Origin of the sequence: Bradyrhizobium sp. ISRA436 (genome assembly GCF_029910015.1) — a bacterium.
Classification (GTDB): Bacteria; Pseudomonadota; Alphaproteobacteria; order Rhizobiales; family Xanthobacteraceae; genus Bradyrhizobium.
The window spans coordinates 6,227,705-6,254,140 of record NZ_CP094519.1 but is presented as its reverse complement, the minus strand read 5'-3'; the positions used below and the strand labels follow the sequence as shown (position 1 = coordinate 6,254,140).

23 protein-coding genes and 5 pseudogenes are annotated in these 26,436 nt (G+C 59.6%); 14 read left to right on the top strand and 14 right to left on the bottom strand.

Annotation, left to right across the window (positions count from 1 at the left end):
• Window positions 1–17 precede the first annotated feature (17 nt).
• Window positions 18–122 (bottom strand): annotated as a pseudogene (locus MTX23_RS29085) (IS1595 family transposase); the annotation flags it as partial.
• A gap of 342 nt (window positions 123–464) precedes the next feature.
• Between MTX23_RS29085 and MTX23_RS29080 the strand changes: the two are divergent.
• Entirely contained in the window at window positions 465–1,274 is an 810-nt protein-coding gene (locus MTX23_RS29080; protein ID WP_280973561.1) for a substrate-binding domain-containing protein, read from the top strand.
• Here MTX23_RS29080 and MTX23_RS29075 read toward each other — a convergent pair.
• The 5 genes from MTX23_RS29075 to MTX23_RS29055 all read right to left on the bottom strand — a co-directional run bounded on the left by MTX23_RS29075 (window position 1,248) and on the right by MTX23_RS29055 (window position 6,231).
• Entirely contained in the window at window positions 1,248–1,946 is a 699-nt protein-coding gene (locus tag MTX23_RS29075) for an ABC transporter permease (RefSeq protein WP_280973560.1), read from the bottom strand. The genes MTX23_RS29080 and MTX23_RS29075 overlap by 27 nt on opposite strands.
• 508 nt (window positions 1,947–2,454) lie before the next feature.
• Window positions 2,455–4,062 carry a cytochrome c oxidase subunit I gene (ctaD, locus tag MTX23_RS29070; protein ID WP_280973558.1) on the bottom strand — a complete coding sequence of 536 codons (1,608 nt, stop codon included), beginning with the start codon at window positions 4,060–4,062 and terminating at the stop codon, window positions 2,455–2,457.
• A 334-nt stretch (window positions 4,063–4,396) separates the two neighbouring features.
• On the bottom strand, window positions 4,397–5,008 hold the full coding sequence (locus MTX23_RS29065) for a TIM44-like domain-containing protein (RefSeq protein ID WP_280973557.1): 612 nt from the start codon (window positions 5,006–5,008) through the stop codon (window positions 4,397–4,399).
• 182 nt (window positions 5,009–5,190) lie between these two features.
• Window positions 5,191–5,667 (bottom strand): hypothetical protein, encoded by a 477-nt coding sequence (locus tag MTX23_RS29060; RefSeq protein WP_280973556.1) that lies wholly within the window; start codon window positions 5,665–5,667, stop codon window positions 5,191–5,193.
• Window positions 5,668–5,754: 87 nt separating this feature from the next.
• Window positions 5,755–6,231, bottom strand: a complete 477-nt coding sequence (locus tag MTX23_RS29055; RefSeq protein WP_280973555.1) for a universal stress protein — start codon at window positions 6,229–6,231, stop codon at window positions 5,755–5,757.
• Window positions 6,232–6,571: 340 nt separating this feature from the next.
• Between MTX23_RS29055 and MTX23_RS29050 the strand changes: the two genes are divergently transcribed.
• Entirely contained in the window at window positions 6,572–7,123 is a 552-nt protein-coding gene (locus MTX23_RS29050) for a hypothetical protein (protein WP_280973554.1), read from the top strand.
• A gap of 776 nt (window positions 7,124–7,899) precedes the next feature.
• Here MTX23_RS29050 and MTX23_RS29045 read toward each other — a convergent pair.
• Window positions 7,900–8,745: a LysR family transcriptional regulator gene (locus MTX23_RS29045; RefSeq protein ID WP_280973553.1), complete on the bottom strand. Its 846-nt coding sequence runs from the start codon at window positions 8,743–8,745 to the stop codon at window positions 7,900–7,902.
• A gap of 145 nt (window positions 8,746–8,890) precedes the next feature.
• On the opposite strand from MTX23_RS29045, the gene MTX23_RS29040 reads away from it, so the two are divergent.
• The 5 genes and pseudogenes from MTX23_RS29040 to MTX23_RS29020 all read left to right on the top strand — a co-directional run bounded on the left by MTX23_RS29040 (window position 8,891) and on the right by MTX23_RS29020 (window position 11,623).
• Window positions 8,891–9,475, top strand: a complete 585-nt coding sequence (locus MTX23_RS29040) for a GreA/GreB family elongation factor (RefSeq protein WP_280973552.1) — start codon at window positions 8,891–8,893, stop codon at window positions 9,473–9,475.
• A gap of 16 nt (window positions 9,476–9,491) precedes the next feature.
• A complete protein-coding gene (locus MTX23_RS29035) occupies window positions 9,492–9,764 on the top strand; it encodes a hypothetical protein (RefSeq protein WP_280973551.1) in 273 nt (90 codons plus the stop codon).
• Window positions 9,725–9,859: pseudogene (locus tag MTX23_RS29030) on the top strand (Flp family type IVb pilin); the annotation flags it as partial. The gene MTX23_RS29035 and the pseudogene MTX23_RS29030, both read left to right, overlap by 40 nt.
• 926 nt (window positions 9,860–10,785) lie before the next feature.
• Window positions 10,786–11,310: a hypothetical protein gene (locus MTX23_RS29025; protein ID WP_280973550.1), complete on the top strand. Its 525-nt coding sequence runs from the start codon at window positions 10,786–10,788 to the stop codon at window positions 11,308–11,310.
• Between the two features lie 103 nt (window positions 11,311–11,413).
• On the top strand, window positions 11,414–11,623 hold the full coding sequence (locus MTX23_RS29020; protein ID WP_280973549.1) for a hypothetical protein: 210 nt from the start codon (window positions 11,414–11,416) through the stop codon (window positions 11,621–11,623).
• A gap of 391 nt (window positions 11,624–12,014) precedes the next feature.
• Here the strand turns inward: MTX23_RS29020 and MTX23_RS29015 are convergent, their stop codons facing one another.
• A complete protein-coding gene (locus tag MTX23_RS29015) occupies window positions 12,015–12,545 on the bottom strand; it encodes a hypothetical protein (protein ID WP_280973548.1) in 531 nt (176 codons plus the stop codon).
• Between the two features lie 879 nt (window positions 12,546–13,424).
• A pseudogene (locus MTX23_RS29010) lies at window positions 13,425–13,631 on the bottom strand (ATP-binding protein); the annotation flags it as partial.
• Window positions 13,632–14,139: 508 nt separating this feature from the next.
• Between MTX23_RS29010 and MTX23_RS29005 the strand changes: the two are divergent.
• Window positions 14,140–16,242, top strand: a complete 2,103-nt coding sequence (locus MTX23_RS29005; protein ID WP_280973198.1) for a recombinase family protein — start codon at window positions 14,140–14,142, stop codon at window positions 16,240–16,242.
• Window positions 16,243–16,245: 3 nt separating this feature from the next.
• Here MTX23_RS29005 and istB read toward each other — a convergent pair.
• From istB to MTX23_RS28985, 4 genes and pseudogenes are all read right to left on the bottom strand, one after another.
• Window positions 16,246–16,914, bottom strand: a pseudogene (gene istB / locus MTX23_RS29000) (IS21-like element helper ATPase IstB); the annotation flags it as partial.
• Window positions 16,914–18,224 carry an IS21 family transposase gene (gene istA, locus MTX23_RS28995; RefSeq protein ID WP_280973547.1) on the bottom strand — a complete coding sequence of 437 codons (1,311 nt, stop codon included), beginning with the start codon at window positions 18,222–18,224 and terminating at the stop codon, window positions 16,914–16,916. The gene istA and the pseudogene istB, both read right to left, overlap by 1 nt.
• Window positions 18,225–18,578: 354 nt before the next feature.
• A pseudogene (locus MTX23_RS28990) lies at window positions 18,579–18,656 on the bottom strand (HNH endonuclease); the annotation flags it as partial.
• A gap of 65 nt (window positions 18,657–18,721) precedes the next feature.
• Complete coding sequence (locus tag MTX23_RS28985) at window positions 18,722–18,991, bottom strand: hypothetical protein (RefSeq protein WP_280973546.1); 270 nt, start codon at window positions 18,989–18,991, stop codon at window positions 18,722–18,724.
• Between the two features lie 502 nt (window positions 18,992–19,493).
• On the opposite strand from MTX23_RS28985, the gene MTX23_RS28980 reads away from it, so the two are divergent.
• The 3 genes from MTX23_RS28980 (at window position 19,494) to MTX23_RS28970 (ending at window position 22,277) form a co-directional block, all read left to right on the top strand.
• The gene (locus tag MTX23_RS28980; RefSeq protein WP_280973544.1) at window positions 19,494–20,393 is read left to right on the top strand and encodes an NmrA family NAD(P)-binding protein; all 900 of its coding nucleotides are present in this window, start codon (window positions 19,494–19,496) and stop codon (window positions 20,391–20,393) included.
• An 87-nt stretch (window positions 20,394–20,480) separates the two neighbouring features.
• Complete coding sequence (locus tag MTX23_RS28975) at window positions 20,481–20,978, top strand: DUF302 domain-containing protein (protein WP_348637530.1); 498 nt, start codon at window positions 20,481–20,483, stop codon at window positions 20,976–20,978.
• Window positions 20,979–20,999: 21 nt separating this feature from the next.
• A complete protein-coding gene (locus MTX23_RS28970; RefSeq protein ID WP_280973543.1) occupies window positions 21,000–22,277 on the top strand; it encodes a beta-ketoacyl-ACP synthase in 1,278 nt (425 codons plus the stop codon).
• 372 nt (window positions 22,278–22,649) lie between these two features.
• Here MTX23_RS28970 and MTX23_RS28965 read toward each other — a convergent pair whose 3' ends face one another.
• The gene (locus MTX23_RS28965) at window positions 22,650–23,447 is read right to left on the bottom strand and encodes an IclR family transcriptional regulator (RefSeq protein WP_280973542.1); all 798 of its coding nucleotides are present in this window, start codon (window positions 23,445–23,447) and stop codon (window positions 22,650–22,652) included.
• Between the two features lie 201 nt (window positions 23,448–23,648).
• Between MTX23_RS28965 and MTX23_RS28960 the strand changes: the two genes are divergently transcribed.
• Genes MTX23_RS28960 through MTX23_RS28950 form a run of 3 tightly spaced genes read left to right on the top strand, consistent with a single transcriptional unit; the run spans window position 23,649 to window position 26,345 of the window.
• Complete coding sequence (locus MTX23_RS28960) at window positions 23,649–24,809, top strand: aminotransferase class V-fold PLP-dependent enzyme (RefSeq protein WP_280973541.1); 1,161 nt, start codon at window positions 23,649–23,651, stop codon at window positions 24,807–24,809.
• 52 nt (window positions 24,810–24,861) lie between these two features.
• Window positions 24,862–25,653 (top strand): amino acid ABC transporter permease, encoded by a 792-nt coding sequence (locus tag MTX23_RS28955; RefSeq protein ID WP_280973540.1) that lies wholly within the window; start codon window positions 24,862–24,864, stop codon window positions 25,651–25,653.
• Entirely contained in the window at window positions 25,650–26,345 is a 696-nt protein-coding gene (locus tag MTX23_RS28950; protein ID WP_280973539.1) for an amino acid ABC transporter permease, read from the top strand. Before MTX23_RS28955 ends, MTX23_RS28950 begins: the two co-directional genes overlap by 4 nt.
• The last annotated feature ends 91 nt before the right edge of the window (window positions 26,346–26,436 follow it).

Genomic DNA, 26,436 nt, shown 5'->3' with positions numbered 1-26,436 from the left:
AGGCTGTCCGCCAGTCTAATCAAATTCGAGTGCGTCGCCGCCAGATCCGCCTTGATGAACCACGTCCGGTGCGGCAGATGGGTGCCGTGCATGACGGTGCCGGCGATCACCGACGTCTGGCGTCGGCTGGCTTGGTCGCTTTTTCGAGCGTATTCCGCGGCTTGGCTTCCAACCGCCGGCCTCCCCCGATGCGCAGTGCGCGTAGACGAAACCGTTGGGCCATCGCTTGCGGACAAGGTGCTCAACACAAGCGTAATCGTTGTGGAAGTCGGCCATACCGCTCGATCGACGGATGCCGATCATGTTTCCAGCGTCCGGAAGACGGCTTCTCTCGCCCCCCGTGGATCTCAACACGACTCCACCAACGACGGCTGACGACATGGCAAAACGTCGCAGCGACTGGCTCCTTTTCACCGACAAGGCCGGGCGCTACCAATGCACTTTGGCGCGATATGGAGATGACGATGAGAGTTGTTGCAATCTTGTTCGCGTTCGTCTGTTGCATCGGCGCAGCGCGAGCCCAGGAACGTTCCATCACGGTCGCCTCGACCACGTCCACCGAGCAGTCAGGGTTGTTCGGCTACCTACTGCCGCAATTCTCAACAGTCGAAGGCATCGGGGTTAAGATCGTCGCAGTCGGAACCGGTCAGGCGCTTGATATAGGTCGCCGCGGCGACGCCGACGTGGTTTTTGTCCACGACCGTCCCGCCGAGGACAAGTTTATGGCGGAGGGCCAGGGGGTGAAGCGCTTCGACGTGATGTACAACGACTTCGTCATCGTCGGACCGAAAGGCGACCCAGCGCGGATCGCCGGCGAAAAGGACGTCGTCGAGGCGCTTCGCAAGATCGCAGATGCAAGAGCGCTGTTCGTCTCGCGCGGCGATCACTCGGGTACGCACGAGGCCGAGCTGCGGCTTTGGAAAGAGGCAGGAATCGAGCCCATGACCGGTAGGGGAAGTTCGTATCGGGAGCTAGGGCAGGGTATGGGTCCGGCATTGAACATGGCGTCATCATCGAACGCTTATCTGCTGTCCGACCGCGGGACCTGGCTTTCGTTCAAGAACCGGGGAGATCTCGCTATCCTCACCGAAGGTGACAAGCGGTTGTTCAATCAGTACGGAGTCATGCTGGTGAATCCGACGAAGCATCCGAACGTGAAGGTCAAAGACGGCCAGGCCTTCATCGACTGGCTCCTGTCAGCGAAGGGGCAGGAGACCATAGCCAACTACAAAGTCGACGGCGAGCAGCTATTTTTCCCCAACGCGGCCCAATAGCAGGAACGCCACGGTAGAAACCGCGACGCTCAAGGCAACCAGGATCAGTCCAAGCCCGAGCGCCATTGGCAGGTCTCCTTTGCTGGTTTCCAGCGCGATTGCAGTCGTCATGGTCCGCGTGAGGTCGCGAATATTTCCGCCAACGATGATGATGGCGCCTACCTCGGCAATGGCGCGCCCAAAGGCGGCGAGAAAGGCGGTCAACAGCGAGGCTCGCCCAAGGGCGAAAAGCAGCAAGATACTGCGGACGGCCGACAGGCCGTCGGTGCGCGCGAGATCGCCGTACTCCGCCCAGAGCAGCGTCGATGGCCGATGCACCAGCGCGACCACGATCGGCGCTGCGAGCAATGTCTGCGCGATGACCATGGCTGCTGGCGAGAATAGGAGCCCCGCGGAACCAAAAGGCCCAGACCGGGAAAGCAGCAGATAGAGCGCGAGCCCGACCACGACGGGCGGAAGTCCGAGGAGAGCGTTGGCAAGCACGACAATCGCATGCAGTCCCCGGAAGCGAACGATCGCAAGGCAGGCCCCGATCGGCGCTCCGATCAGCAACGCGACAACGCTCGCCGTCAGGCTCACGCGGAGCGACAAGGCGACGATGCCGACGAGTTCGGGGTCGGCCTCACTGAGCAACGTGAGGGCGGTGCTGACAGATCGAGCGAAGTCACTCATCCGTTGCGGCGCAGCAACGCGCCCTCGAGGAACCGGGGGATGTCGAGGCTTTGGATGCGCGTCATCGACGTTGCCTGCAAAGGACGGATTTGGAAAGAAGGAGCAGCCTGGACACGTTCGTGAGCACGCGCCTGGCCTAACCAACCGCTTGGACAGTGCTTCGGTACGGTGGGTTGTACATAGAATAGCTGAAGAGAACGCATTGAACACTTGTATTGACGGGCTTTGGATAAGAGACGAGCACATCCGGTGAAACTGTGATTAACCTGCGAATTGCGGAGCCTGCCGACGCCTGACGGTGCGAGCGAGTGCTGGATCGCACCTTCTCGCTGATATCTCGGCTATCACGGGATCGCTGCGAAAAGCTCGGTGGTCTCTCGCCGCAAAAACCGGTACTTGCACGCGCGATCGCCACCATCCGCCGGCGCTCGCAAAGCGCCACGATACCAAAACTACGCATGGCTTAATCTCCCAGCCGAGATCGATTAAGCACAACCAGGACGGATGATCATTGAATTCGGGGGAGAACCTCGAATTCATGGAATCGTGGCGGCGAAGACAGCGTCCATTCCAGCGTGGTCGCACCAACGCCCCACGGGTTTCCGGCCGCCCTCGACTTGCGGACGAAGGCGTAAACGGTGCCCACGAAGAAGACGACGAGGCCGGCCGCGGAGATGTAAGCCCCGATCGAGGAAATCAGGTTAAAGCCCGCGAAGGCGTCGGGATAATCGACGATGCGCCGCGGCATTCCCGACAGTCCGAGGAAATGCATCGGGAAGAAGGCAAGATTGACGCCGATGAAGGTCAGCCAGAAGTGCAATTTGGCGAGGGCTTCCGAATACATGTAGCCCGTGAATTTTGGAAACCAGTAGTACCAGCCCGCGAAAATCGAGAACACGGCGCCGAGCGACAGTACGTAATGGAAGTGGGCAACGACGTAGTAGGTGTCCTGAAGTGATCGGTCGATGCCCGGATTGGCCAGGACCACGCCGGTGACACCGCCGATCGTGAAGACGAAGATGAAGCCGATCGCCCACAGCATCGGCGCCTTGAACTCGATCGAGCCGCCCCACATCGTGGCGATCCACGAGAAGATCTTCACGCCGGTCGGCACCGCGATCACCATGCTGGCGACCGCAAAGTAGGCTTGGGCGCTGCTGGTCATGCCAACGGTGTACATGTGGTGGGCCCAGACGACAAAACCGATGAACCCGATGGCCACGATCGCATAAGCCATTCCGAGATAACCGAACACTGGCTTTCGGCTGAAGGTGGATACGATCTGACTGACCATGCCGAAGCCGGGCAGGATCATGATGTAGACTTCCGGGTGACCGAAGAACCAGAAGAGATGTTGATACAGCACAGGATCGCCGCCGGCCTCCGGCGCGAAGAACGTCGTCCCGAAGTTCCGATCGGTCAGCAGCATCGTGATTGCGCCCGCGAGCACCGGCAGCGACAGCAACAGCAGGAAGGCCGTCACCAGTACCGACCAGACGAACAACGGCATCTTGTGCATGGTCATTCTGGGGGCGCGCATGTTGAAGATGGTGGTGATGAAATTGATCGCGCCGAGGATCGAGGATGCTCCGGCCAGGTGCATCGACAGAATGACGAAATCGACGGCCGGACCAGGGTGGCCAGCGGTAGAGAGCGGCGCGTAGAGCGTCCAGCCCGTACCCGCTCCGGACGAGCCAGGCTCTCCCTCGACGAACATCGAAATGATGAGCAACGAGAACGAGGCCGGAAGCAGCCAAAAGGACACGTTGTTCATGCGCGGGAAGGCCATGTCGGGTGCGCCGATCATCAGCGGCACGATCCAATTGCCGAAGCCGCCCATCATGGCCGGCATCAGCGTGAAGAAGATCATGATCAGACCGTGACCCGTTACGAAGACGTTGTAGGTGTGTGGGTTGCTGAAGATCTGTAGGCCGGGCTCCTGCAGTTCGGCCCGGATCACCACCGATAAAATCCCGCCGATCAATCCCGCGCAGATGGCGAACACGAAGTACATCGTGCCGATGTCCTTGTGATTGGTCGAATAGAGGTACCGACGCCAGCCGGTTGGCAGGTCGTGTGCATGTCCGTGAGAAGCGACATCCGCGGAAAGTGACATTGCGTTCTTCCTTGAGTTTCAAGATCGGCGGCGGGCTAATGCAGGCTTTTCGAACTAATCAGTGCGGTGATGATCCTTTGCACTCGGTCGAACTGAATTGCAGCGCTTCGTCCGAAGGCCCGGAGATGCCTGACGCATGGCAGGGTCGCCCACGAGACGATTACGTGGTGCTCCTCCGGAGGGACGTCCAACTTCTGGTCCGACGTCGGACAGGGCGGGGGCAACGACCCGAAGTAGGCGGGATAGATCTCGTGCATGTGGCAGGGTGGCGACGCATATTCGTGAGGGGTGTCGTGCTCGTCATCGTTTCGGTCAAAGCATCCAGGGTTCCGGGTCATTTTCCGGCCTCCGTCGCGATCAGGCTCCATCTGCTGCCCGGCAGGGTGCAACCGAATGTCCAGACGTCGACCCTGTGCTGCCCTTCACGCCTCCTTTGGCCGCTTTCCGAGAGCTTGTAGGAGTCGGCGATGAAGCGGATGGATATCTCGGCATGGGTGCCGTCGATGCGCGCGGCAACGATCTCGGGAGGCATGACCAGAGCGAACACGGCGTCCGTCTTCTCGAGCAGATCCTCTCTCGCCGCGAACGCGTCCGTAAATGCGGCGTACACCTCAGGGGAAACGTGCCTGAGCAGCGTCACCTGATCGCCGGCCTCGAATGCCGCGACGATCGCCTCATAGGCCGTCAATCTGCCATTGAGGAAGTCGGTCAGGGTCAATCCGCCCCAACAGATGAGAATATTGGATGCCAACGCTTCGAGATCCGTACAGCGTGCCGGAGCGCTCGGTGTCGAAGGTCGCAAATGCGAGATCGCTTGCCTCGAGTGTTGCGCGGCTTTCGCCTTCGCGAGCGATGATAAATGCTCGAACCAAAACTTGAATAATCCGTAGACCCAAAGTCCCCATAGCAGCGCGACGATGCCTGAACCGTTGCCGTCCTCCGGCATAGCGACCTCCTGGTTGGTCGGAAGCGTCGCTCGCCTTTTCCCTCCAGACAAACGAATTTAATCGCTCGATCAAACCAAAAGAGGTGCAGTGAATTCGAGGGACTAGACTCGCGTGCGAGCGCGGTGTTTGGCACGGCGACATGAAAGACCGGTCCCGTTCGTTGCGGAGCTATCGGGAAACGTCAGTCCGTGGCGATCCTTGTGCCACTTTTGTTTGGCGGGGGATCCATTCTGATGGAATAGCTCGCGGAGACGCCATCCGCCCCGTGGTTGTAGTAGGTCGAGACGGCGGTTGCGAACAGGAAGCCCAGCCAAACCACGAGGCAGAGGAGCAGTAGAAGGTTGATCTCTGGAGGCGGCATTGAGTTCGCCTTCGTCTTGAACGACGGTAACAGTCCGACCAACCTCGACGCCACCTCATCCTTCTCGGGACCGCTCCAGGTCCGTCCGGAGACTTGATCGACGACCGCGACGAAGCGCTTCCGTGCACGAGGGCCGGCCATTCCATCGAGACAAGCGGCTTCCGCCCAGGGGTCGACATTCATTCGCGTCAACGCGGAAAGAACGCTGATCTGGGTACCGTTGCCGTCTTCGCAGATCACCGCAAACAGAAACTCGTCGTACTTTGGCGACAACACGGAGGTTTTGGTGATCTCCATCTGATCCTCCCTTAATTTGCGCGGGCTTGGCCCGGCGGGGAGGGATTTGGGCACCGCCGGGCCAGGCAACAGGCCGGAACGAGTTGATCACGAAGCCTTCTGCGTCCCTTTCGTCTTCGGCCTCTCGAACGGCCTGACGTTGTCTGCGCGGTTCTCGGGCTTGACGGCGACCAGCACGCTGCAGGGCGGATGATGCAAGATGGTTTCTCCCGTGGAACCATTCAACCAACGCGAAAGCGTTCCCTGGTCTCGATGGCCGATCACGATCAGATCGGCCTTCATTTCATTGGCCACGAGAACGATCTGTTCGGATGGCTTGCCGTACCGCAGGGCTCCCACCGTTGAGCAACCGGCGTCGTGCAGACGCCTCACGCCTTCGTCGATCACTGACTGGATGGCAAACCGCTGCGCATCGGAAACGATGAACGACATCGCTTCGCCGACCGGGATACTCTCGGTCCGGTCGACGATCGCGAGGAGATGAACGGCGGCGCCGCACGACAACGCCAGGCCTTGGGCTTGAGCGAGCGCTTCGCGGCCATCCGGCGAGCCGTCGAAGGCCAAGAGAATTCTCTGGTACACGTGCGATCTCCGTCTTTGCGAGTGGCGGCCTGCGGTCATCCCGCTCGTGACGAAACGGCGAGAACCATAAGGCTCGCCATCAACATATTCCCGAGACCGATGACGACAAATGAAAAGTCTCGCTATTTGAGGGCAACGTTATTGATAGCTGAGATCGGGAGAGTTCTCTCCGGCGCCTCATGTATCGACGTCATTGCTGGAAACCGACAATTCTTCTCGTTTGCAATCGCCGCGCGGAGGTCGCCAAGTCATGGTGGCCGAGACGCGTCGTCGATCACGCGCAGTCTTGACGGTCAGAACCCGCGTTTGAGGGAACGACATCATGAACAAAACCTCGTTGCAGGATGGCGTAAGCAATGGTGAGGGCAAGTTCGCATCATCAACACACGGATTGAACGAAGAAGACCCGGCGCACGTCGGATATTGGTCCAAGGTAGAAGTGCTGCGTTTCCTTGACAGTCTCATCGAAGGCGAGCGTGCAGGCATTGGAGCCTTCGCGTTGGTGGGCCGCTCCATCATCAAGCAGGAGCTCGCAGACCTGATATTCGAGTCCGAACTGGCGCAGGCAGCGATTTGTGTCCTGCTCAAGAAGGAAATGATCAGGAAAGGTGGCGCGCACATGATTCGCCGGGGCTGGGCATCCTCTGCGTCCGATCCGGTTGGTATCGTCCGCAATGGCGTCGCATTCGCCCGCGCCAATCAGGTCGGGTTGGCGAACATGATTGAGGATGCCGTCGTGAACATCGTCGATCCGAAGCTTAACGCAAAGCTGATGTATTTGTTGTTGTTGCACCGCAAACAAGTCGAATTGCTCGATACGATCGACTCCGGGGCCGTGAACGGAATCCCCGATTCCAGTCGATGCGGTCACTGATGGCGCCGCGATCTCCTGACGGCAGACTAAGGACGTAGATGGATGATCACCGCGCCGGCCTTGGCATTCGTGCTCATGGTGGTGGCTATCGGGCTTGGCTCCGCGTTCGTTTGGCTCTTCTGGGAGGTCGAGCGGGCATCCAATGCGCGGCGTGACGGGAAGCGCCACCACCGGAGGGGTGGGTGATCTGTCCCTGGTCAACGACTGCGTAAAAGGCGCATTTCGGTGGGCCGAGGCGATTTGCTTTTTCCCACTGCCAGGACTGCAACGCTCCTCTCGGCCATGCTCCGACCAATGGAACGACTGACCGGGACCGAAGCCAATAAGAGCGCTTCCAACCGAAGTCAGGATCGACAGGCGGTGGCCGCCTCCGGCTTGTTCCGGAAGGACAAGGCGGGCGTCTCGGGAAATTGAATGTGCGTGGTCGACGAATGTCACCTCGGACCCAAGCCTGACGACTGAAGTCAGCGCGAGACCCTCCGGAACGATGTCGGCGCGCTCGATCTCCTCACGCAGCAGGCGCGCGATGTTTACATCGATGGCCCGGTCTCGAAGCAATCCGGACAAGAGCTCTCGATCCGTCTTCGTAAGAACGATGGATGGCCGTCCTTCAAGACGACGCCCCTCCGAGCAGGCCAGGGCACTCCTCCTCCATCTGGCTGCTTATGCGCTCTGGATTTCCGATACCATCTCAACAAATTGTACGCTGGGCAAATGCGTTAATTTGCTCGCTTCAAGCAAAAATATTACTCGACGACGTGTAACTGTCTTGGCTTCTATTTCTTCGCGACAGTCGCTGCCCGCAAAGCGGCAAGCGCAACGTCCAGCGCGGCAGCATCCACATTGGTCGAGTAAGTTGCATAGACCGGAAAGGAGAAACGGGGCGCGCCCGGCACCAGGTGAAGGTCTCCGGTCAATAGATAGGGTTGAATGGCGTGCATTCGAAAGTATCCGGAGCCTCCCTCCAGGAGAGTGTAGGTCAGGGCGAACGGACCGAGATTGGTCAGCAGGCTCGGGGCCGCATCCGGAAAACTCATTGCGTGATGAACGGAGAACTCCGACCCCCATTCAACATGGACGTTCCCGGAGTCACCTTTGCGATGTTTGGCCAGATCGGTGGTTACGAGAACGAGCTCTTCCTCCATCAACAAATCGACCCCAATTCCGGGCCGCTGCTGCGGAGCGTACATGATGGCAATATCCACGAGGCCGTCCGCGACGTGAGTGGTCAAATCCTGAGGTACGTCGACGTGAACGCGAAGCGCGATGTCGGGATGGGAACGTCGCATCGTTCTGACCCAATCGACCAAAAGCGGTTGCCACAGGCTGACCTCGCTTCCGATCGTCAATACGGCGCTGTGGCCATTGGGCACCGCCACTTGATGCTTTGCGCGCTGCCACAATTGCACGAAATGGGGAGCGAAGCGCAAGAACTGCTGACCCGCCGGAGTGAGGTTGGCGCCGGTCTTGTTCCTGACGAACAGAGGTCGTCCGAGCTGCTGCTCGAGCAGGCGGATGCGTGCGCTGACCGTGGTCTGTGCGACATTCAAGCGTTCGGCGGCCTTGATGAAGCTGCCGGTCGAGACGATCTCCACGAATGTTCGGGCGAGCTCGATGTCCATGCGTTAATAGCAGGATTTCTGCTGAAAAATGTCAATTCAAATCGCTTGCCTTGACCGTACCTCGTTGGGCGTAATGCTGAAAGAAGGTGAAGCGATATGTGTGCTCTTTCGCCGCATGCCGACGTGTCGGTAGCGGATTATTTTGGTGTTGCAAGAAATGCAGGTGTCGCGCGTCGTGCCGTTCGGGTTCTTCACCCTTCGGAACCCTGATAACTGCGTCGATTTCGAAGGTGCTCTTATTGAGCAGAAGGAGGTCGCCTTGTTGCCTCTTCCCAAAGTCTCATTGACAGCATCGGACTATCCTCGTCTTGAACGGATCGCGCGCGCCGCCTGGAATGGCGGGAATATGGACGCACTGCTCCTCGTGGGCGAGATCAATCGGGCGGAGATCGTGTCCGACGAGGTGGGGGAAGCCGACTCGCTCGTCAGGATAGGATCATGGGTTACCTACCGAACGAACTGGGACGCTTCGAGAAGGTCGGTTCAACTTGTCTGGCCTGAAGACCAATCTTACGGTCGTGACTGCATCTCTGTGTTGTCTGCTCTAGGGGCCACGTTGATCGGTCTGAGGCGCGGCGACCGGATGCCTCACATTGGCGCTGGTAGCCGGGACTTCATCTTGATCGAGAACGTGGAACGATCGCGTTCGAACGTTGTGCCGTTGTTCCGTGCCCCAACATCCGCAAAGGCAGGAGCGTCGGATGACGATCCGGGCCCGACAGCCGCATAACTGGAAGAGAGCGCTCATGACGAATTCGAAGGACGGCCCCCTCCGGACGCAGGTGGAAACGCTTCCCTCTATCAAGGTGACGGACACTGAACGGCGCAGTCTCAACGCCGTGGCCAACGCCGGTATGCCGTTGTCTCCACGTGTCGCTCAATTTCTCGCGCGGGAGATGGAGCGTGCACAGATCGTCGGCGGGAACGCTGATCTGCGAGGTGCCGTCAGGATAGAGTCGCAAGTGAGCTATCGTGACGAAGGAACGAGTCTGAGGCTACCGCCATCGAATACGGCCTGATCGCGACCGGCACTGCCATCGCCATCATCGCTGCGGTGAATGGCGTTGGCTCTGCGCTGAGCACGACCTTCACTTCGATCAGCACCTCGTTGAAATATACCGAACTACAAGGTCCGGCGTTCGCAGCGCACATCCCATGGCCACAGAAGGCACCTAGCGAAACTTCTGTGTCGCTCGGTGCTTTTCCATTTGATACCCTAAGCCGCTATCCCAGCCCGGATCGGCCAGAATATCGTATAGGCAATTCGCCCTGGGCGGGCGAGGGTTTGACCTAGGTCAATCCGTTGGGACCTGTCCCTACAAGGCTCGTGTCAGCCTCGTTCGTTACCATCGGCGCATGAACCGCGATGTGCTTTACTTCCGTCTCTCGCTGGTATGGCTTGCGATAGTCGTCGCGGTAGTTGTCTATGTGCCGATCGCGTGAGGCTTCCGGCTTCCCCGTAGTTTTACGGTGACATTTTGGAGAATTGAGCGCTAGCGGGCTTTTGTGCTGCGTTATGTCAACGGGATTTTGCACACCTTGCCCTCATCTATGGAGCTTGGTTGACGCGGTAGGGCGAATGCGGCTCGGTACGAACGTTGCCAATGTATTCCGACAGAGCTCCCGGAACGCCTGACCAAACGGGATCTGCGTAACCGACACCAACCCCGGTTGCTGTCGGCTTCGTCCAAGCGAACTCCACGGATTTTGCCTGCGGATCAATGATGAGGGCTGTAAGGTGCTCGAGCGCGCTATCTGGCTAATCCTTGATTATTTTATCAGCGTCGGCAATTGGAGCTCGACTGTTCGGAGCCGTGCGGTCACCGTCTCGATGTTTATCGGCTACACGGCATTGGCAGTGGCACTCGTTTGGGCAATTCATAACCGCTAGAGCAAGGCGTCGCACGTCCACAATTCAGAGTAGATCTTCGTACACGCAGAACCGGCTAGGCATCCCACTTGGACGGCGCTTTTTCCATATGTTCTAGAGGGTGGAGCTTAAGACGCTTTTTAGGCCGTCCAGTTCTTACGCTTGTTCTGTTGGCAATCTTCTCGCCAACTGAGGTCTTAGCGCAGCAGTCGATCTTCGATCAGCTCGTTGGAGAATGGAATCACATCAAGGAAAACTTTTCCATCCAAGTTCGAGAAAACGGCGACGTTTGGATGTCAAATGCGCCTCGAGCCCGAGTTGCAGGCGGCGTCATTGAGGCCGGAGGAAACTTTGCTTTTGAAGGAATCGACAATTCCGGTGAGAGGTATCGCTGCGTCTACTACATAACGTTCTTAGCTGATGACTTTCAAAGCAATTGGCGGCTTCAATCTCACGCTGGGAAGTTCGATTGTAGCAGCGGCATATTTGCTCGAATATCAAAACCAAAGAAGAGCGCTGTCGTTGTCTTCCGGACCCGGCAAAGTTCGCTGGACTTGCATTTGACATGGCTCGACGATCAGTGGGCGTCCGGCTGTCGCAACGGGGCTGACCTTTGGCGCCGTTTTAAAGGCGCGTGGCTTTCGAGGCTCGCTCCGCGTCGTCAGCGAGTGGGCGACCCGCAGACGACGGGCTGAAAAGGCCGACGCCCGAAGCCTTCAGCGGATTCCGTCGGCCAGAACGATCGCGCGCCTGATGACCATCGGGCGGGACTTGCTCACGAAGGCGGAGACCGTCACGGTGGCGGCGATCGAAGCTGGCGTACCAACCCTGGTCGAGGCACGCGAGATCATCGCCGAATTCCACCTGATGATCCGGCGCAAGACCGAGGCAGGCCTCATCCCATGGATCGAGCGCGCCCGCGCCAGTCTCGTCGCCTCGTTCGCCAGCGGCGTAGCGAAGGATGAAGCGGCGGTTCGAGCAGCAATTACTTTGCCCTGTCCAAGTTGAATGGCAGTCTGCTCGTAGTGGTCTTCCGTGATCGCCAGAGATATTTGGCTGCCCCTGAAGTGCGCAGGCGAGCATTGTACACACTAGACCTCCTGAAGATTATGAGTCGACGAGCAGCTATCGGGAACGATAACCCGCGACTGCCGACGTGTTTCTCTAAGGCTAACTTGGTGTCGGCTGTTAGGTTTTCGCGCGACCACATCGCTCGCTTGCGATACATGACTGGCCAGTGGCGAACCCGCAACGTAGCTCAGTACAAATCGTTCAACGGAAGGAAATTCGACGGCACCGACGCTCCGCTGGACAGCGATATCTAGAAAACCTGCGGCTGCAACCAGTCGGCTCAGTTCGTTGGCATTAGATAATTCAAATGGCGCGCGCATGATTGTGGCTAGAGCTGCTTCGATCCGCGCAAATCCGAGTGCTCGAGCCACGGCGGCAGCGCTCGAAAGCTGGTGCGAGAGAGTTGCCAGCTGCTTGAGTTCTTCCGGAGAAAATGTTCCTGCTGAATCGTTCGCTGGATCGAGCAGCACCAGAAATCGTCACCGCTGGCAACCTTGACACCCGCGAACCAGCGCAATCCAAACTTGGCCAGAAAATCTTGATAATACGGATGCCGGGCCATGGCATCGGCACTCGTGAAATCGAACTCTGTCGCGACTCCTCTTCGGGCCAAGGCCGGCACGCATAGGTAACGTTCGTCGCGCTCGACCCATTTGTCCTTGATATACGTCTCGACTGATTCCCCAATCGAGAGACTGAAGGGGATATCCGGTAGTTTGCCGCGAACGGGCAGAAGGGTGGCTCCTTGGCTATCTGTAGCTTGCGCTACACGATCCATGGCAGCCGACCACTTGGATGGATCATAGGCAGCTTCAGTAAAAGCGGCCGCAACACTCTCTATATCGAAACGACCCCGCACAATGCCCCTCCGGCACTGCAATGACTTTAGACTAGGGAAACATTCGAAAATTTCGAGCTGTCGGTAAACTTGTTTACGAAATGCAAGCCGTCCGCGTTTCGTGTGGTCTGAAATTGAATTGAATTATCAAGCTTGACAACGACTAGTGTAGGTTAAACCCGCGCCGCCAACAATCCTGCCGGCGGCCGCGATGCCAAGAGAGAGTCCATGTCCGTAGAAATACGGGGCGATTAAGAGCTTCGACGGTTTAGAAGACGATCCTGCGCTTGCGTTGCGAACGAGGCCTTGCTGCCGTGATAGTCGAACCGCTTGATGCCTAACCCGCCGCTGGGGCCGAGCGAGGTGGCATCGCCCACGTGCCCCCAAAGTACTCTGCAAGCGGGCTGGAATGATGCTCCAGTCGTGCGGCACGCCAAGCGCACCAATCTGCTTGTCCGACGGGCGATGGCTATCTAGCAGAAGGTAGTCCGCAAGGCCCTCGTAGCTCTGAGCGATGTGGACGCTCTTCTCCCTATAAACCGGCACCCTTCGCATTATCAAGCTGCCCGGCAGCGCAGCTTTAATGACGGCGACCTGGTCCGGACCGAGCAGTTCGGGCGCCGCGACAAGGAGACGATCGCGGGTTTCAGCGCCCGTGCCCATTCGATGATCAAGTGGGTTCGCGCCGTGAGAAAAGCGCCGAAAACCGAGCCGGAACTGCAATCGCAACCGCGATCTCCGCCGCCCAGGTGAGCGACTGCTCGCGCGCGAACTCGCCGTCCCTAACCAGGACCCGACGAGATCAATTCCGATTTCCGAGACCGCCCGCGCTTCGTCCGTGTCAAACGCCATCCGGAACTGCCCCCTTTGCGTCATGAAGAACTGCCCCCACCATCGGGTTCATGATGTCGGTTGAAGATTGGCTCCGCCGCTGGCGGGACGGAGGGAGGCGGAGCCGACCGGAGGGCCGTCAGCGGCGGGCGGCTTGATGAGGCCGCTCTTTCGCTTGGCGCGGAGCCGGTAGCTGTCGCCGCGGATGGTCAGCACGTGGCTGTGGTGCAAGAGCCGGTCGAGGATCGCGGTGGCGACCACCGGATCACCGAACACGACAGAGTACCCCTATTCTTGAACGGGTCGTGTCTCACATCACGATCACTGACCCGCATCATTTCCTTTTTGGGCAGCGGCTTGAGGTGCTGAAGGAGCGGTCGGGGCGCGGTCCCGCCTACGTCGTTGTCGCGCTGCCGGACGGACGGCGGCGGGGGGTTCGGATCGCCTCGACGGACCTTGCCGAGACGATCACTTCCCACCCGAACGCCGCCGATCTGCCGCGCATCAGTGCACGTACGCTGATCCCATTGATGCAACATTTGAGCGCGAGTCTGAGCCTTCTCGACGAGAAGGTGATTCGCGATGACCCACCGACCGCTTCCAGGTCGCGTTGCGTATCGACCCCTACCGACATTGGCAAATCCACCAGACCGCCGCACGGCCGACATTCCACGCCTCTGGCCAAATCTGTCGGCCGCGACACAAACCCAGATCGCTCAAGTCCTCGCCACGCTGCTGCGGCGAATGCAAGCGGTTCCCGGCACGCCCGGAAGGGGACTGGGTCGTGCTGATCAGCTTGAACGCCGTTGACGAGCGGCTCACGACTGCGCACCGAGCCAAGTTGGCCTATGTCTACGTGCGGCAGTCGTCCGTGAACCAGGTGCGCCAGCACCAGGAGAGCACGGAGCTGCAGTATCGCCTTGTCGATCGCGCCGTCGGTCTGGGCTGGCCCCCGGAGCGCGTCCAGGTCATTGACGAGGATCTGGGCAAATCCGGTGCTGGCGCTGTGGATCGGCATGGTTTCCAGAAGCTCATTGCCGAGATCGGCCTTGGCAACGCCGGTCTTGTGGTGAGCCTCGACGCTTCTCGCTTGGCCCGCAATAACCGGGACTGGCATCAGCTTCTCGAACTGTGTTCGGTGTTCGGCGTGCTCATTGCGGATGGCGAGCGGCTTTACGATCCGCGGGCCTACCATGACCGCCTGCTGTTGGGCTTGTCCGGCATCATGAGCGAGGCGGAGCTGCATCAGCTTCGGATGCGCCTTCACCAAGGGGAACGCCAGAAGGCGGAGCGGGGCGAACTGCGGCTGCCGCTGCCGGCGGGGCTCGCCTACGACCGCGCGGGCACAATTGTTCTCAATCCCGATGAGGAGGTGCGGGCCCGTCTTCATCTGGTGTTTGCCAAATTCCGGGAACTGCAAAGCGCGCGCGGTGTAATGCGTTACTTGGACAGGAATGGATTGTCCTTGCCGGTTCGGCCGCTGCTTGGACCATCTCCACACGAGATCGTCTGGCGTGCGCCAGATAGTGCACGCGTCCTTAATATCCTTCAGAATCCGGCCTATGCTGGGGCGTATGTTTATGGCCGCCGGCAAAAGGATCCGAGCCGATGCCGGCCGGGATCGCTGACGGGAACGGTCAAGGTAGCGATCGCGGATTGGGCGGTTTGCCTCCACGCCGCTCACCCAGGATATATCAGCTGGGAGGAGTTCATGGCCAACCAGGGGCGATTGGCAGATAACGTCTGCCGCTATGAGGGAGGACACTCTGGCGTACCGCGCAAGGGGGCAGCCCTGCTACAAGGAATCGCGGTCTGCGGTCGTTGTGGACGGCGCATGAGCATGCGCTACACGGGCCCGAATGCCGACTATCCGGTCTATTGCTGCCGCTCGGATCGGGACCAGCAAGGCAGTGCAATGTGCCAGGAAGTCCGGGCCTTGGCCGTTGACGCGCTGGTTGAGCGGATGGTCCTCGATGCCCTGGTGCCGGATCAGATTGAGATCGCGCTCGCAGCCGCGGGCCAACTGGAGCAGGAGAGCCGTCAGCTCGAGCGCCAGTGGGCGCTTCGCGTGGAGCGCGCCCGCTACGAGGCCGAGCGCGCTCGACGCCAGTATGACGCCGTAGAGCCCGAGAACCGCCTTGTGGCACGCTCACTTGAGCGGGCTTGGGAAGAGAGGCTGCGTGTCGTCGAGGCGATCGAGCAGGAGCATGCGCGTTGGCGCGGGCACGAGCCGCTTCTGATTGGCCCGGCGGAACGCGCAGGGCTACAAGCACTCGGCGAGAACCTGCCGCGGATTTGGAACGCGGCCACCACTTCGGTAGCCGATCGCAAGCGCATTCTGCGATTTGTGATCCGCGAAGTCGTTCTTGATCAGAAGCGGACCCGAGGTCAGGTGTGGCTCAAGATCGTCTGGCAGACCGGTGCAACCAGCGAGCATCACGTGCAACGGCGCGTTCAGACCTACCGCGATTACATCGACATTGATCGGTTGCGGAAACGGATCATCGAGTTGAATGCTGAACACAAAATGGATGCCGAGATCGCGGCAATACTCAATCAGGAAGGCTTCGTCGCGGCCCGAGGCTGCGCCTTCAAAGGCGAGAATGTCTGGCTGTTGCGTACCCGCTGGGGCATTCCCACCGTTAAAATTAACGGCGTGGACAAGAATCCGATGCGCTGGCCCGATGGGAGTTTCTCAATTCAGGGCGCCGCGGCTGAGCTTGGAGTGACCCCGCAGACAGTGTTCGATTATCTCGCGCGAGGATTGCTGGCAGGTCATCAGTTGGCCAAAGGCCAGCCGTGGCAGATCGAGCTCTCAGACGACCAAATCCGACAGCTTCGCAATCGGATACGACGCACCAATCGTTCGAAGAAGGAGGCATCATGAAGTCATCGGCTCGGCGAACACGGTGCCCCATTCGGCAACGCTGCGGTTCGACGTGATCAGCATGGCGCCGGTTTCGTAGCGGCGGCTGACCAGCTGGAAGAACAGATGCGCCGCATCGGGCTCCAGCGGCAGGTAGCCGAGTTCGTCGACGATCAGCAGCTTTGGCTTCGCCAGCGCGAGCAGTTTCTCGTCCAGGCGCCGCTCACCATGCGCCTTGGCGAGGCCAGCGACCAGCGTCGTCGCCGTGGTGAACTGCACCGTGTAACCGGCCAGGATCGCCTCTCGCCCGAGCGCGATCGACAAGTGCGTCTTACCGACGCCTGGCGGGCCGAGCAGCAGCACGTTCTCGCCGTTGGCGATCCAACGTGACGCGGCCAGGTCGCGGATCTGCTTCGGATCGATCGACGGCTGCGCCTCGAAGTCGAAGCCCGCAAGCTCCTTCACGGCCGGGAAGTGTGCGAGTTTCAGCGCCATCTCGATGCGGCGATGATCCTTGCGCGCGATCTCGCGCTCGCACAGCAGGATCAGCGTCTCACGCGCCGATAGGTTCGCGCGCGCCGCCTCATCGAGCAGGTTGTCGAGCTGGTCGCGGATGCCGGATAGCTGCAATCGCGCCAGCATGGCGTCGAGCCGATCGATTGGTGCTTCGGTAGCCTTCTTTGTGCGCGCCATCAGAAGCTCCCTCCGATCGCTGCTTCGTATTCGGCAAGAGGACGCAATAACGAGGGCAGTGGAGAAGGCGCCGGCACTGTCGTTGTCGCGATTACCGGTCGGCAGACCGCGCCATTGCGGCCGGCAACCCCGTCTAGGTGGGCGGAATCGACGATCCGCAGCCGGCGACCTTCCGATTGCCTGTGGACCGCAACCTCGCGCATGCCGTGGCGGATGCGCACCTCGCCGGCCGCAACGGTCACCGCCACGCGCTCGCCGATCAGCCGCCACGGCACCGAGTAGCTGTTCGTGTCGATCTCGACGGCACAATCGTTGCCGACGACGCGGGTCAGTTCGCGCAACGATCCGAACGAGGGCAGCCCGCCGAGCGGCTTCAACCGGTGTGCCTCGTCACGCACAAAGCGAGCGATCGGCGCCTCGCCGGTGGTGCCATGGATACGCACGTTCGCCACCTCACGCTCCCACTCGGCGAGATGCACCTCAAATGCCTCCCAGCTCGCGAAGGAATGCCCCGCGATCGCGTTCTTCTTCACGTAGCCGACGCCATTCTCCGTCTTGCCCTTCGTGCGCGCCCGATACGGCGCGCAGGCGCGAGGACGGAAGCCCCAATGCTTTGCAAACGCGATGAGCTTGTCGTTGAACTGAACCGATCGGCTCACCGCGTCGTGGCGCACCACGAGCGCGCGTGGATTGTCCATCAGCACTTCCTCCGGCACGCCGCCGAAGGTCGTCAATGCGCTCTCGAGCCCGGCGAACCAGTGCTCTTGCTTCTCGCCCCGGAACGCACGGACATGCAGCCGCCGCGAATGCCCGAGCGTCGCCACGAACACGAATGCCTTGATCTTTACCCCGCCGATCTCGACCAGACGCTCCCCGAAGTCGATCTGCAGCTGTCGGCCTGGGGGCGTCTCGAACCGCGTCGTCGCCAGCGCCTCCGCCTTCAGCGCCTGGCGATAGGGCTGCACGGCGCGTTGCAGCGTTCGCCGACTGATTGCCACCCCTTTCTCGGCCAACAGGTCCTGGCGCACCACATCCGCATTGCCGCGATGCCGAATGAACCTCTCGCGCAGCCAGCCTTCAAGGCCATCGAGCCGCTTCGCCCGGTCAGGCGACTTGAACGGCTTCACCCCGCCCGCCGCCACGTAGTCCTTCACCGTGTGATGGCTGCAGCCCGGCTGCCGCGCAATCCGCTTCAGACCCCACCCGCACGCCCTCAGGCGCAACATCTCCGCCACGTCATCCGGCGTCTTCATCACCTGCCCCCGTGGATCACTCCACGACGAGCCTTCCGTGATTCGTTCCTCGTTCATTCGCTCTCTCCTCGGCTATCCAAGGAGGGGGCAATTCCTCGTGACGCCGAGGGGGCAGTTTTCCATGGCGCGCGACAGTCCGGGGTGGAAGTCTAATAGATTTGAGTCAGCACGGCGGTTCACTGGTTCAGCTTGTTGAGCGGCATGCGCCAAACCGGCGTGTGGTCTCAGGTATTTCACCGGTACTAGCGGGTCATAACGGAATTCTGGGCTTTTCGAGCCAAAAATCTAGCTGAGGTTGTATTTCTTGCTCGTTCGGATCGATCCGGAGCGCCAAAAACGTGACACTCTTATGGGTGTTTTGACAGCCTTATGAGTCCCAGCACAGCACAAAAAATTGCGCGCGCCTTGCAGGTCCAGCTCGGTATCCCAGCAGAGATAGTCCAGCCAGCTGTCGTATAAGTAGTTCGGCGGGAACAGCCAGGCGTCACGGCTCACGCGCGGCGCAGCGCAATGCGCAGGGGATCAACGAACTGCCAGGGCGATCGTCGTGCAGACTATCGCCGATCGCCCCACCTCATATCGCCGGTCGACATGGGGCGCGCCGGCTCCTCAGAAACGACTTGTTCGGCCCAATTATCTAGGGACTCGTGGGCCTTCCTGAAGAGCGCCGCGCGGACCGGATCATGGAGCATGATCTGCTTCAGAGTCTGGCCGGCGACGGAATCCTTGAAAGCGATCTGACGATCAAAGGACTCTAGGCTGTGCAGGCCGAATTCGTGCCGCGGAAGCCGCACGTCGTCACTGTGGAGGTGACCGAGAAACATTTGGGGCTCTCGCGCGGTGTCGTGGCAAACCGCCCAGCCCGGCGGGCCTGAGGGCATTCCGCGGCGCTGCCATCCTTTCGCGGAGTAGCAGAGGCATGGGATGAGGGGCGCGGCTCTCCAAATCCGTTCCGGCATGTGAGCTGCGGTCATATCACGAGGCCGGTGATGGTGTGCTCGGAGTGCCGTGAGGAGGTTTCCATGGAAACCCTTCGCACCGAGCCAAGCGCACGCCTGCGGAAGCAGCGGGCGGCGATGCTTGCCGCCCACTTCGAGACCTCTGCGAAGTGACGGAGTGGAATTCGCTTCAGGACGCGAAGGTGATCTTCGCAAGTCAGGATGCGGGCGAGGGAGCTCGCGCCGCGATGGAAAGGCGGCAGCCAGTGTTCAAGGGCGCATGAGCCGAACATGCTTGGCCCGGTGAACACGCGGCAACTGGTAAGGCTGGCTCTCTGTGCCCTGCTGGCGTAGCAGCCAGGACCGAAGTCGATCAGCGGAGATAAAGATGGAAAAACCCATTCTTGTAGTTGGAGCAACAGGTCGCCATGGCGGTACAGGCGGGATTGTTGCTCGCATGCTGCTCGAGCGCAAAGTTCCTGTCCGAGCACTGGTGCGAACTCTGGACCAGAGAGCCGAGGCGCTCCGGGCCTTGGGAGCGGAGCTGGTGCAAGCCGATCTGCACGACCGCCTGTCTCTGATTCCCGCCCTTGAGGGCATCGAGGCTGCTTATTTTACCTATCCCGTCGCCGGCGGGATTGTCGAGGCTGCGGCAAATTTCGCATCGGCTGGCCGCAGCACGGGGCTGAAGCGGCTTGTCGTGATGTCGATGGGACCGTCCCATCCTCAGAGCCCGAGCCACCTCGGGCGCGCGCAGTGGCTTGCGGAGGACCTGTTCGGGTGGGCGGGATTTAATTGCCTCCACCTTCGAATTGCGGCGGTCTTCCTCGAGAACATCGAGCTGTGTCACAGGGCGGACATCGAAGGCGAAGGTGTAGTCCGAAATGCTTTTCCGGATATCCCGGTGAGCTGGATCACGGGACAGGACTGCGCGAGTATTGCCGTGGCGGCTCTCCTCACACCTGAGAAATTTGAGGGCGGGCCGGCGGTGTATCCGGGAAGTCCGCATCAATATACCCAATCCGAGTTGGTCGGAATCATTGGAGAGTTTCTCGGACGCAAACTCCGCTATGAATCAATTTCAATGGAGGCCTGGCGCGAGCGGCTCATGCCAATTGTTGCAAGGGATTCGCGGCTGAACGAAGACATGGTGAGGCACATATCGTCGGTCGCCGCAGCGCTCCACAATATGAAGCCTCTTGCACCGAACGATATGATTGAGCGGGTAACCGGCGTTCGTCCGATGTCGCTGCACGAAGCATTGGCATCGCGAACGCTTCACATCTGACTCCATTGTGCGCCATTTGGGCTCTCTGCTCAATCTCTCTCAGCGCCGCAGGCCGCTAGTCTCTGTGTACGATCCAGGGTTCGCTCGATGATCACTGTTACCAACCTCGAAATAGAGCGCGTAAGCATCACGGCGTCGAAATCCTTTGAGGCCGTTGTGGCGGCAGTGGAAGGGGCCATTGGCCGGCCTGACTTGGCGGAGTTTGTGAAGGCTGCCCGCAATGCGACCCATTACGCCGAACTCGAGGACCTCGTGAACCGAAGCATCAGCGAGCTCGGGTTGATGCTGTTCATGAAATTTGACGCTGGCGCAATCCTTCGCAAAGAGAGCGGTCTCTCCAAACCCAGGGCGCAACGCTTCTTGATCGGCAACGTCCTCATTATGAAGGAGATGGCAAAGCATGTTCCCGAGGCTGCAGCCTACGCGCCGGTCACACTTCTGGTCGACGAGCGAAACGATGGAGTGCATCTCGGATACGACAAGATCGAGAGTCTCCTGCGGCCGTACGGTCGCGCGAAGGCGCTTGTCGTGGCGCGAGACCTTGACGGGAAGATCGAGAAGCTGATGCGCCTCGCCGCTGGCTAACCGATAATGTGAGAGGACGAAATGGGCTCGATGCGCGATAAGTTCGGAAGGCCGGTCGTGGTAGTAACCGGTATGGGCATCGCGACATCGCTCGGCGCCGGGAAAGAGGAAAACTGGGCAAAGCTTTGTGCAGGTCAATCGGGCATCCGAACGATCACTCGCTTCCCGACCGACGGTCTGAAGACAACGATGGCGGGTACCGTCGACTTCCTCCCGGTCGAGCCCTTCACCTCAACGGATTTGTCGGAACGGCTTGCCGACGTCGCCGTGGAGGAAGCGGTCGCGCAGGCCGCCATTGGATACGGCCGCGGCTTTCCGGGAGCACTCTTTCTCGCGGTTGCTCCGGTTGAATTGGAATGGCCGCAGCGTCAGGAATTGGCGCGCGCGGTCGGAGCGCATGAGGTGGACTATGATGCGCTGCTGCGTGTCAGCGGCGGCGGGAGGTTCAAGCATTATCACCACCGCTTCCAGTTCCGATCGATCGCCGATTTCCTTGCGGAGAAATACGGCACAATGGGTTCGCCGATCTCTGTTTCAACCGCCTGCGCGTCAGGCGCGACGGCCATCCAGCTTGGCGTGGAGGCCATCCGCCGCGGCGACACCGACGCAGCCTTGTGCGCAGCGACTGATGGTTCGGTCAACCTCGAGGCACTCGTTCGCTTCTCACTCTTGTCGGCACTCTCGACCAGAAACGAGGCGCCGGAGGCGGCCGTCAGGCCATTCGCGAAGAACCGGGATGGGTTCGTGATGGCGGAGGGGGCCGGTGCGCTCGTTCTGGAAAGCTATGAAGCGGCGGTCTCGCGCGGTGCTAAGGTGCTTGGCGTCGTCGCCGGCTGCGGTGAAGGCAATGACACCTTCCATCGCACCAGGTCCAGTCCTGACGGTAAGCCGATCATCCGCTGTATCGAGAAAACTCTGGCTGATGCTGGTATGACGGCGGATCAGATCGACTGCATCAATGCCCATGGCACAGGCACCCCCGAAAACGACAAAATGGAATATCTCAGCCTCGCTGCAGTTTTCGGCTCACGCGTCGGTCAGATTCCAGCTTCCTCGAACAAATCGATGATTGGGCATACTTTGTCCGCAGCCGGCGCAGTCGAGGCAATCTTTTCGTTGCTGACGCTCGAACATCAACGCATTCCGCCCACGATCAACTACGAAATGCCGGACCCTGCCATACCGCTCGACGTCGTGCCGGACGGCGCCCGAGACGTTCGCGTCACCGCGGTCATGTCAAACTCATTCGGTTTTGGCGGTCAGAACGCGTCGCTGATTTTGATCCGTGAGACGGTCTAAGGAACGCGCCATTCTCAAGCTATCGCTGTTAGAACGTGCCGGACAGTCAGTGCGAGATGAGGCATTTCTGGTGCGGTACTCCTGTGGGCCGCGAAATGAAAGTCCGCCAAGCCATCATCATTGATTGGCTGGTGGGCCCGGCAGGACTCGAACCTGCAACCAGACCGTTATGAGCGGGAGTATCTCGATCGCCCTCGTTGATTTTCTTTCGCTTTCGTTTGGGTTCGATCGCGTTCTTCACATTTCGTTTGCACTGTTTCTGGTGCGGAACTGGTGCGGTTGGGCCCACTGAAGATCGCGGGCTCAAAATCCGGTCCCAGCAAACGATTCTTGCGAAAACGGGGCTTCCTGGAAGGTGGACGCCGACGCTTCTCAAATCTCCTCAATTGTTTCGTCTTCACTGTCCGTCTGAAGGATGGTTTGCGACAGGAGCGAGGCGGCTCTTTGAAGCGGCGGAATGAAGCGATCCAGCTCTGCAAAGCTGACTCGCGCTACAGGCACCGATACGCCAAGGCAGGCTATCAGCGCTCGGTCTGGGGAAACGATGGGGACCGCGCAGCCGACGACGCCCTTCACGTACTCCTCATTGGTCTTGGCCCATCCGCGACGGCGGGTCTCCTTGAGAAGCTTCAGGAGGGTGTCGTAGTCCACAATGGTGTTGTCGGTGTACCGCGTCAGAGCGAGGGAGCGGCATAACTGCTCACGCGCTCTCTCGGGTAACCGGCTCATGTAGATTTTTCCAGTCGAGGTGCAGTGAAGCGGAGCAGCCTCGCCAGGATTGAATTGAAGCCCCTGTGGTTGGGACACACGTACGCTGTCGACGTAAGCGACGACGTTGTCGCGCACGACGCCGATCTCGCACTGTTCGCCTATCTCACCGGCGACCGCGCGCAGGACCGCATGGCGCCGCGCCGTGCGAAAGGCCGCGCCGATAACTTTGGCGGACAGCGTGACCAACTGGTTGCCCACCACATAGCGCTTTGATCCAAGCGCCTTCTGGAGGAGCCCCCGTTCTTCCAAGTTTCCGACAAGCCGATGAGCGGTCGGAACCGGCAAGGAAAGGGCGCTCGCGATTTCCGCGACCGAGACAGCCTTCGTCTGATTGGCGACGTAACCGACGATGGCGAATGCCCGGTCGAGCGGTCTAGCCGCGCTTTCATGCTCCGTCATACGAGTCTCCTATTTCAATAAATTATCATTATTCGGAATAAATGCTACTGAAATACGGGAAAATAACTTGGACGCCTCCGCCTTTGCCCATATCGTCGGCGTCGTCGCCTCATGCTCAGTTCTTGTGCAGTGCACAGGCCACTTCGGCTAAGCCCAGAATTCGACCGCTGTGGCGAGAGGTGTCCGAGAAGGAGATGAGGAATGTCTCGTCATTACGATGTGGAAGCTGTGCGCAGGGAGTTCCCGGCAGCCGAACGGATGGTCTATCTCGACTCCGGTTTCCAGGCGCCGCTGGCGCGTCCTGTCATGGCCGCGATCGAGACCTTCCTCCGTGAAGGTCTGGAGACGGCCGGTCCGAAAAGCGTATGGCTCGATCGAGTTGAGCAAACGCGTGGCAAGGTCGCCCGTTTCCTTGGGGTGTCGGCCGACGAAATTGCCTTCACGAAGAACACATCGGAAGGCATGAACATCGCGGCGAATGCGTTGCCTCTCCGAGCTGGCGACAACATTTTGATGATCCACGGAGATCATCCAAATAATGCCTATGCCTTCCTCAATTTGAAGAAGAAGGGCGTCCAGATCGACTTCCTCCCCATGACGGATGTCGTAAACGCGGAAACGTTCCTTCCCCACATCGACGAAAAGACTCGCGCGATCTCGCTCTCGCACGTCACCTTCCACGCTGGACATCGCTTCGACATCGAGAGCGTCGGCGCTCTTTGCGCGGATAAGAAGCTGTACTTCGTCGTTGACGTCATGCAGGCGATCGGGGTCGTTCCGATCGACGCGAAAGCTATCCAGGCAAGCTTCGTGGGCTCCGGCAGTCACAAGGGATTGCTCGTCCCTCAAGGTCTTGGACTGCTCTATTGGGATAAGAAGCTGGAGGAGCTGGAGCCTACCTATCTTGCCGCCGCCAGCTTGGCCGAGATTCCTGGCGACCTTATCGCACGTACCGATCGGTTGTCGCCATCTCCGAGCGCGCGACGTTTCGAACTAGGAAACTTCAACCTTCCTGCAATTCACGCACTCGGCGCCTCCCTCGACATGATCGAACAGATCGGGGTGAATAACATTCAGAACCATTGCTTCGATCTGGGCGATCATCTCATCGCTCAACTGGACGATCTCGACCTCACTCTCGTCGGCCCACGTCAGCGGCAGCATCGCTCGCCTCACATCTACGTCGTTGGCCTACCCGCGACAGAATGGCTCAGCTACTTCGAAGAGAATGGGGTGCGTGTTTCCCCCGAACGCGATGGCATTCGCGTGTCGTTCGGCATGTTCAACACGGTCGACGATGTCGATCGTCTGGTCGACCTCATCCGTCGACGCAAATCAAGAAAGTCATTCAGGGCCGCTTAGGATTTGGCAGGGAAGCGGACTGATAAAAACACCCGCAATCGTGAGGCTCGCGATGTTCGGAGTTCTTCTTGAAAATACGACGGATGGTCAGCGGTACATCGACTGGCTTCTTTCGGGCCTCGGTTGGACGTTGGCGCTTGCCTTCTTCGGCTGGTGGATAGCGTTCGGGATCGGAGTCGTCGTTGGTATAGGTCGAACCGTGCGGAGTTCCGTTATCAGGGCATTAGCGCGATTGTACGTAGAGATCTTCCGAAACATTCCCGTTCTCGTGCAGATGTTCCTCTGGTACTTCGTCCTGCCCGAGATTCTTCCGAGTGCGATGGGCGACTGGATCAAGCAAATTCCTCCGCCCTGGGGATCTTTCTTTCCCGCCTTGTGGTGTCTGAGCCTATATACCGCGGCACGAATCGCAGAACAGGTTCGGGCGGGCATCGAGGCCTTGCCGAAGGGGCAAGCCGAAGCGGCTGCCGCACTTGGTCTGAGTGGATATCTGACCTATCGCCTTATCATCCTGCCGCAGGCTTTGCGGGTCATCGTGCCAAGTCTGACAAGCGAGGTGATGGGCGTCTACAAGAACACGTCCGTCGCTCTGACCATCGGCTTGATGGAGCTGACCGCCCAGGCGCGCCAAATCAGCGATGCGACGTTCCAAACCTTCGCGGCATTCGGTGCCGCCACACTCATCTATCTCGCTTTGGCTTTGATCGCCTACCAGACGATGATGCTCATCGACAAAGCGGTGCGCATTCCCGGTGCCGCACCGGGCAGGGAAGCCATCGGGGCAGATTTTGACGATGTGAAATTGGAAAGCCCCCTGCCTGGCAGTATGGAGGTCGTGAAATGAATGGTCTCGATTTCTCGATTGTCGTGCAAGCGTGTCCCTATTTATGGTCAGGATTGCTGTTCTCGCTTTCGTTGACGGCAGCCGCCTTCTTGGTTGGGATGCTTCTGGGAACGCTCTTCGCCCTCGTGCAGCACTTTGAGCTCCGCATTCTGAGCCAGCTCGTTCGTAGCTACGTCGCCCTGATGCGATCGATTCCGCTCATTCTTGTCCTATTTTGGTTCTTCTTCTTGGTGCCCGTCGTTCTGGGACACCTGTCATGCAATGGTCGTCCGATTCCAGTCGGTGCCACCTACACGGCGTTCATCACTTTCGGCTTGTTCGAAGCCGCCTACTATTCGGAAATCATTCGCGTCGGATTGCGCGCAGTGAACGAAGGACAGTTCGAGGCTTGCCAGGCTCTCGCCCTGTCGACATTCGATACGTATCGTCATGTCGTCCTTCCGCAGGTGTTTCGGGTCGCAAGCCCCATCATACTGAGCCAGACCATCATTCTGTTTCAGGATACGTCCCTCGTTTACGTCCTGTCGCTCACTGATCTCCTTGGTGCGGCTTCGAAGCTTGCACAGCTCAATGGCCGCCTCGTCGAGATGTACCTCGCAGTGGCCGTCGTTTATCTCATCATAAGCTCAACCGCGTCCCAATTCGTCGCCTCGCTCCGCAAGAAGTACGCGATCGCGGGTGCCCGCCGATAATTAATCGATTCGCTGATGGCCCCTCGTTCCTAGTGGCTACAACCTCGAGATCAGCATGCCGCAAGAGTGCACAGTTAGCCCAGCCGACCCT